Annotated in this window: 4 protein-coding genes and 1 CRISPR repeat array; all 4 genes read right to left on the minus strand. The window is 32.3% G+C overall.

Going from position 1 to position 7,460, the window contains the following annotated elements:
• Positions 1-178: 178 nt before the first annotated feature.
• A CRISPR array of direct repeats spans positions 179-995; the repeat unit is 47 nt; unit sequence GTTGAGATTTGCTTTCAAAAATTATTATCTTCGTGACACGACACAAC.
• A gap of 140 nt (positions 996-1,135) precedes the next feature.
• On the minus strand, positions 1,136-1,474 hold the full coding sequence (gene cas2 / locus KSK37_RS13890) for a CRISPR-associated endonuclease Cas2 (RefSeq protein WP_217202116.1): 339 nt from the start codon (positions 1,472-1,474) through the stop codon (positions 1,136-1,138).
• The gene (gene cas1, locus KSK37_RS13895) at positions 1,471-2,364 is read right to left on the minus strand and encodes a type II CRISPR-associated endonuclease Cas1 (RefSeq protein WP_217202117.1); all 894 of its coding nucleotides are present in this window, start codon (positions 2,362-2,364) and stop codon (positions 1,471-1,473) included. The genes cas2 and cas1 overlap by 4 nt, the downstream gene beginning before the upstream one ends.
• Before the next feature lie 16 nt (positions 2,365-2,380).
• The gene (gene cas9 / locus KSK37_RS13900; protein WP_217202118.1) at positions 2,381-6,394 is read right to left on the minus strand and encodes a type II CRISPR RNA-guided endonuclease Cas9; all 4,014 of its coding nucleotides are present in this window, start codon (positions 6,392-6,394) and stop codon (positions 2,381-2,383) included.
• 487 nt (positions 6,395-6,881) lie between these two features.
• On the minus strand, positions 6,882-7,460 hold a 579-nt coding region (locus tag KSK37_RS13905; protein ID WP_217202119.1), incomplete at its 5' end, for a hypothetical protein.

Consider the following 7,460-nt stretch of genomic DNA (forward strand, 5'->3'; position numbering starts at 1 on the left):
ACTACACGGAAAAATCTTTGAAGGGATTTTCCCTATGTGGAAATTTGCAAAACTGTTACCCTCAAAACAAACAAAATCAAACTTAACTTTTACAATTTACTGTCCAAACTTTGGGGGGAACTATATTATCTTCGTGACACGACACAACCGGATCCAGAAAAAAGAAGATTTAACGGAAGTTGAGATTTGCTTTCAAAAATTATTATCTTCGTGACACGACACAACAATATTCGCGTATTCAACATCAATGGCAAAGTTGAGATTTGCTTTCAAAAATTATTATCTTCGTGACACGACACAACGATCTTTTTTCTTTTGAGAGAAAGTAGGTAGTTGAGATTTGCTTTCAAAAATTATTATCTTCGTGACACGACACAACTTGACTGTATTGAAACTCCTAACTGCATTTGTTGAGATTTGCTTTCAAAAATTATTATCTTCGTGACACGACACAACATACCGCGTTTTTCAAACCATTGCACCGCAGTTGAGATTTGCTTTCAAAAATTATTATCTTCGTGACACGACACAACTTCTCGGTTAAATTAAGATTGTTTTTCCCGGTTGAGATTTGCTTTCAAAAATTATTATCTTCGTGACACGACACAACTTTGAAGACGATAAGGTTTTAGCACTTGGTGTTGAGATTTGCTTTCAAAAATTATTATCTTCGTGACACGACACAACATATATGATTCAAAAGATTGGCTTTTAATTGTTGAGATTTGCTTTCAAAAATTATTATCTTCGTGACACGACACAACTACAATTCTTTCGTGAACAAACCGGCCAATGTTGAGATTTGCTTTCAAAAATTATTATCTTCGTGACACGACACAACATCCGGGCGATCAATGAAATTAAAAAAGATGTTGAGATTTGCTTTCAAAAATTATTATCTTCGTGACACGACACAACAAAGTGCTGGGGTTATGAGAAGAGTAGTATGTTGAGATTTGCTTTCAAAAATTATTATCTTCGTGACACGACACAACCTCAATCAAAAAAACCTCCTGTAAAAGGAGGTTTATGGGGTTTTTTCAGGATTAAAAATCAGGTTTTTTCAGTTGGTCATCTTAACCGAGCAACTCATTTCTGAAATGCTAATGTTCAATTTATGAGCTTAAAATGAATTCTAAAAAAGTTCCAGTTGCTGAGAAGTAGGAGGCGGCTCTTCTTTATTTCTTGCAAAAAAAATCTCAATGTCACCAAACTGTTTATCGGTAATGCACATAATGGCCACCTTCCCGGCTTTAGGCAACATTAATTTCACCCTTTTGATGTGTACTTCCGCATTTTCCCTGCTTGGGCAGTTGCGCATATACATTGAAAACTGAAACAGCGCAAAACCATCATCCAGCAATCTCTTCCTGAAAAGATTGGCATCCCTCATATTAGCTTTGGTTTCGGTCGGCAGATCGTATAAAACTAAAACCCACATAATTCGGTATGCATTAAACCTTTCGGCATTCATATCAGTTCAGGATAAGAAATCTGGCGTTTTTCACCGGTGTAACATCTGTACAGTGAAGAGGCCGTCGTTTTAACCGCTACCATCAGAGGCCTTGTTTTGCCGTCGATCTTTATATCTTTGGTGGCAATTTCCAGAATGTGGGCCTTGAATTCTTTTGTTAATTGATCGGATTCCGGATATCTGTTTAACCAACTCATTACGAGCAAATCTATAAAGGGACGATAGGGCTCCATCATATCATCCGCCAGGCAATACGGGTTGTATTTGTTTTTATGAAAAATTCCCAATACCGGAAGTAATCCTGTCTCGACAATAGCTCTCGCAACAATGCTTCTGAGAACTGCATATCCAAAATTGAAAAACTGATTGGGCGAATCGCCAAACCGCTGCCGGAGAAAATCCAGACTTATAAGATATTTCCAGTAATGCTGCGCGGCAATGCCTTCCATATTGGTGATATCGCCACTTTTTACACTGCTCTGATAGCCGGTCATCGGTTCATAATAATTCCCTAATCTTCTGAGGACTTCTTTCTGGTTTTCAATTTTACACTCTATGGTCTGTTTCCAAAGCTGTTTTTTGAGGGGTTCACTTGCCTCCAGTTGGCTTTTGACTCTGTCGGAATGTTCGCTATGACCGTGAAGCGGCAGCATTATTCCATGCGGAAGATGGTGGGCATCGCAACTTATTACGACCACATTATTTCCCATCATCTTCTGAATGAGCTGATGGGAAATGGTAATCTGGAAATGATCCAGCATCAGCAATCCCAAGTCTTCCACCGGCACCTTGCCTTTCATTTGTCCGCTCTCCGGCTCCATAATACACATCTGCTCGTCTTTAAGTTTAAGATAAGCGGGATTGCCGATGTAGATGGAGCGAGTGATCATTTTCTTTTAATTAAAATTATAAAACACATTCTATTTCTCCTAAAATATTAAGTTTAATCTTTATAAAATTAAATTTTGTATGAGAAATAGTTTCTTCATCTAATCTATTATTGTGACTCACTTTAGTAACATACCCATACGAATACTCACTTCCGTTAATAATTCTACTATCTGCAGTTATTCCTTTAATTTTATAGATTTTCCCAATTGGAATATTTTTAGGCGATTCTAAGTAAATCTTCATTTCATTATCATCTTCATAAACTGCTATAAAATCTCCTTTTTGAACCCAATTCAAATGATTTTTTAGGCCAATTTCATTTTTTTCATCTGAGAATAACGTTTCACCATTTCTTTTTTTCTTTACATATTGATAATAGGAAATTAGTTCATATTCACGAGAAGGTTTTTTCTTTTTACCCTTATTATCAAAATTATCTTTTTCATAAAGAACCAGTATCGCATTTGTTTCATTATCTACATATCTATTTTCATTAATGATATTTCCTTCTTCATCTTTTGCTGGTAATTGAATTAAGGTTTTGTCAGCAATGAATCGTTTTCTAACGGACTTCACAATTGGCAATTGTTTCCCTTTTTTTGAAGTTGTTGTACCAAGAAAGTCTGGACTGGCTCTAAAGAATGGTTCTTGTTCCATTATTTCTTTTGTGAATGCTTTTTTTCCAAATTTTTCAAGTCTTTCTTTTGTAATTTCATAAAGTGCAGAATCATCTATATATGCCCATTTTTCGCCTTTACCATTATAATTTAGTTTTTCTGTTGAAATAAATGAAACTTTTTCTTGAGCTTGTGTGTCAAAAAGTTTTACCCTCCTTACGGTAACACCATTTCTTTTTGCGTAAAATGATTCTTCATGTAATTTTCCTTGTGGAGCATAAGTTATTGATTCTTTCACACCCTCTTTTGTATTTATTCTGTTAATCCTTTTTTTGATTAATGATTGTTTTTCGCTGTGACTTACAAGTATGGATTTAAGGCTTTGTTTTAATTCTTCATAATCAAAATTCTTTTCTACTTTTTCTCTACTCTCAAGATTTAATTCTTCTTTATGAGCATAGTAAGTGCTCAATATTTGTGTAATTCTCGGAGAACAAGCTGCGACGATAAATGCATCCAAAGCATGCTGTCTGTGGTCGTTTCGGTCTTTTTTAACTCCTTTACTTCTAAACTCATTAAATTTCTGTATTTCTTCGTTGAAATAAATTAAATCATTATTAGTTTCTTCAATGTAATTTTTCACATCTTCATTTTCGATTATATTTATTTTTCTGAAATCAAAATCTGTGGTTTTATATTTTTTTTCATGCCAAGATTTAAAGTCATTAATAAACCTATAAAACAAACTGTATGTATCATCTATATTTATCCCAGTTTCATCTTCAAATCGAATTTTATCTATCAAATGAGATAAATTCCAATCAAAATAACGAAGCTCTGCTGTTGCTCTTCCATTAGTAAACTGAACATTTTTGCAGACTTCTTCAATTTTCTTTCTTGCAAATTTTGCAATGTAGGAAGTATTTGAAAGTTGGTTATTTGAAAATCCTAATTCAACATTTTCTGCAAGAAATAATTTCTTTTTAGAATCTGAAAACTTATTTAAAGAGTTATTAATACGAGCTTTGAACGACGTTAATGAATCCTTCCCTTGTTTGGAAGCTAATTCAATTGGTGTCATTTTACCTTTAAGTGTATTCGTTACACCATAGCAAAGTGTTTTATTGTTGAATGAATTGTCCAAACTTCTACTCATTGGAATAATATGTTCTATTTGTACATTACCCCCCAATAAATCTGAAAAATTAATGATTTTACCAGTGTAAGGGCATTGTCTCCCACATTCTAACCATAGTCGATGTTTTAATTTATCTTCTGATTTTACAATTTTGCTGAAATTTTTAAATTCCTCTTTGAAAACTTCATCGTCTTCGTTAAAATTCATTTCCAACCACAACTCATATTTTTTAATTAATGAATCGTTTTTATAAATTTCTCTACTAACTCCAATATTCTTTTTGTTTTCATTTAAAAATTTCGCATAATCTTCACGCAGTTTATCTTTATCAGAATTTTGTTTTCTATCTTTTTCTCTTTCATTTCTTGGTTTCCTAAGTTGTCTTGTTGACTCAATTCTTACCTCAAAATTTTCTTGAGTTATTTCCTCAAATTTTTCCAAAATCGAATTAACCAATCTTACTGTTTTAGAGATTGCTTTTTCGACTACAGGGTTTCTAAGTTCTTGGTATTTTAATTGAGAGATTTTAGATTTTAATTGAACTTTATCTCCAATCGTATTATCCTCATTAATATATCCTTTATTGATAATTTTAAGTGCATCATATTCATTAAATCCTTTGCGCATTTCTGGCAGAATGGCTTTTAAAACTTTTGAAGAATAGGAACTATAGTCAGGTTGTAACCCTAATTCAATCAATCTTTCTACGGAATCTTTCGTCAAATTCCATTTCTTAGATTCAACCAAATAACTCATCAACCAATCATCTTCTTTGAACAAACCATCTTTTGCCATATATATAGTCTGCCATAATGCAAATAATTTTGATTCTTTGATTTCAACATTTTCATCTATACCTTTTTGCTCTTCTTTAATGAAAAATTCATTTAATAAGTCATTAAATTTCTCTTCCCCCAATGCTTCTACAAACGATGCATAAGTAACGTTACCTGTTATTTTATTAGCATTTTTTTCTTCGTGAACTATATCTTCATCGGCTTTGTCAATAAAAAATGTATATGAATTTGGACTATTTATTAAACCATTTTCATATAATATTTTAGAAATCCAAATTTTTTCGTCTTTTTCAACTTTTGGCGTTTTATTTAAGAAAATCAAATAGTTTCTCATCATTATATCAACAATTGGCTGCAACCATTCTTTTTTCAATGGTTGTTGAAACACATCTTCCGCAATTGATGAATAACTTATTTGATGAAGCTTTTGCCAAATTCTAAATTCTTGAAACAAGGGATTACTTACAGGACATGCTTTTTTCGCTTTCTTTTTCCATATTTTCTGTACACTTCCATCCTCTTTTGTTTCCGTTTCAAGAAATCCTCTTTCAAATTGGCAATTTGAAACAAACCTTTTGGAAGATTTCAAAGGTCTTTGATAGTAAATACAATATTCCTTCAAATTCCAATAATTGGTATTTTTGAATTGTTTAAGCTGATCAATCTTTTCTTGGTATGGTAATTTTAAAATCTCATCATATTCTTCTTTACTTCCAGTTAGTTTTTCTGGATAATGATTTTTTTGGGCTGCCCATATTTTATCAAACTCGTTTTCATACATTGATCGTAAAGTATATCTACCAAAGTGCCTACGAATCCCATTAGAATTAAACAACACAAATTCTCCATTTTCATTAAACGCTCTTTCATCTAGTGGTTCGTTAGGATTATGCCATTTCCCTTTCTCATACCAATCTTTTCCAATTTCATGCATTTTAAAGAAGTATTCTCCAATAGTTTGAGTATTTTGTTTTATCATAAAGTCTTGAAGTTCTTCATATCCTTTTTTAACTACACCTGCATCTTTATCATTATCATTTAATTTTTTAGCATTACTTTTAAAACCTCTATATTTATTAAGAAGCATAAAAATTCTTCCGATCTCATCTAATGGAATCTTTATATCAGAATTAATTGCATCTGCTCTAAGTTTATATAATTCATAAGATTGTCCTTTTCCTCTTTGCTTATGATATTTAGAAAAATCTGGTAACATTCCTAAAACACCTAATGCTTTTTTAAGGTTACTCCTTCTTAATTTGAATCGATATCTGTTTCTACTGGCTCCACGATAACCCCTTCTTTGCTCATTTTTTGTTTTTTCCTTACCTGTTTTATCATCTACCATAGTACCTATTGGAAAAATATGTACTCCCGTTTTTACAATTTCTATTTTTCCGTTTTCAAATTCTTTAATTATAGACCAGCCCAAAGAATTTGTTCCAATGTCTAATCCTAAAATAAATTTATATTTCATATTTTAATTTTTTATATATTTGCAATTGAAAGCTTATTTTAACAAGGATTATTCCTTAGGCGATTAAGCCCTACCCTTGGTTTGTCCCGGGGTTTTTTATTTTGGAACTGATACTTAATAAATATTATTTTATTAAATTAAAACTTCTTTTATAACTTCCTAAATTAGTAAAAAGATTTACTAAAAATTACGGAAAACCATAATAGAATTATTAATATTCAATAAACAACTCACAATAAAGATTTTTCCGTTGTCAAAATATGTTGTTGTTGTTATTGTTGTTGTTGTAAATTCTCTATAGTAGATATGATGGTTTTAGTTGTTTGCCCCACAAGATGCAATCGTGCCTTTACTTTGTATTCTATAAATAAATGTAAAATCTTATCTTTAGAAAGAGAAGTAGAAGGGAGCGGGGAGGTATCCTGATTACCGCGATATAATCGCGCGGTAGCGAGGGGGTCATTATAAATTTTGAAATTGAAAAAATTTAATTTAGAAGACAGTTGGAAATAGAGCAATAAACCCTATTAATAATAAAAACATTGCCATTTTTAATTGTTTTAATTACATGTTCCATAATAGGTTGTGTGAACTCACCTTGACCATAAGTAACCACTTCCGTAACTGCTTTTGTTGTTAATATTTTGCCATTTCTAGCTGGAGTACTAAGAATTCCTCCTGTAGCTTTTCCCAACAAATAAGAAGTAACAGTAGGTATAGCTGTTTGATAAGATTTTTCAGTTTTCTTCTCGAAAAGATAAGATAATGAAGTTGACGCATCTGCTGCTAAACTGATCCCCCCAATTGCCATCAAAGGCACACCAATCTCTGCGCCAACGAAGCTAACTGTTAAACCAAGCCCAATCTGAGAGATAATATTCCCTATTTTGCTAATTCCTGCTGCATTCCGTCTAAAATCTGCTCCGGAAGAGCACACAATATAGTTACCCCCAAAGTTTGGACAGTAAATTGTAAAAGTTAAGTTTGATTTTGTTTGTTTTGAGGGTAACAGTTTTGCAAATTTCCACATAGGGAAAATCCCTTCAAAGATTTTTCCGTGTAGTGT

The organism is Kaistella soli (genome assembly GCF_019038595.1).
Classification (GTDB): domain Bacteria; phylum Bacteroidota; class Bacteroidia; order Flavobacteriales; family Weeksellaceae; genus Kaistella; species Kaistella soli.

What these genes read in the sequence shown, in the direction of transcription:
- cas2 (WP_217202116.1), bottom strand. Translation starts at nt 1,474, where the DNA reads ATGAATGCCGAAAGGTTTAATGCATACCGAATTATGTGGGTTTTAGTT.
- cas1 (WP_217202117.1), bottom strand. Translation starts at nt 2,364, where the DNA reads ATGATCACTCGCTCCATCTACATCGGCAATCCCGCTTATCTTAAACTT.
- cas9 (WP_217202118.1), bottom strand. Translation starts at nt 6,394, where the DNA reads ATGAAATATAAATTTATTTTAGGATTAGACATTGGAACAAATTCTTTG.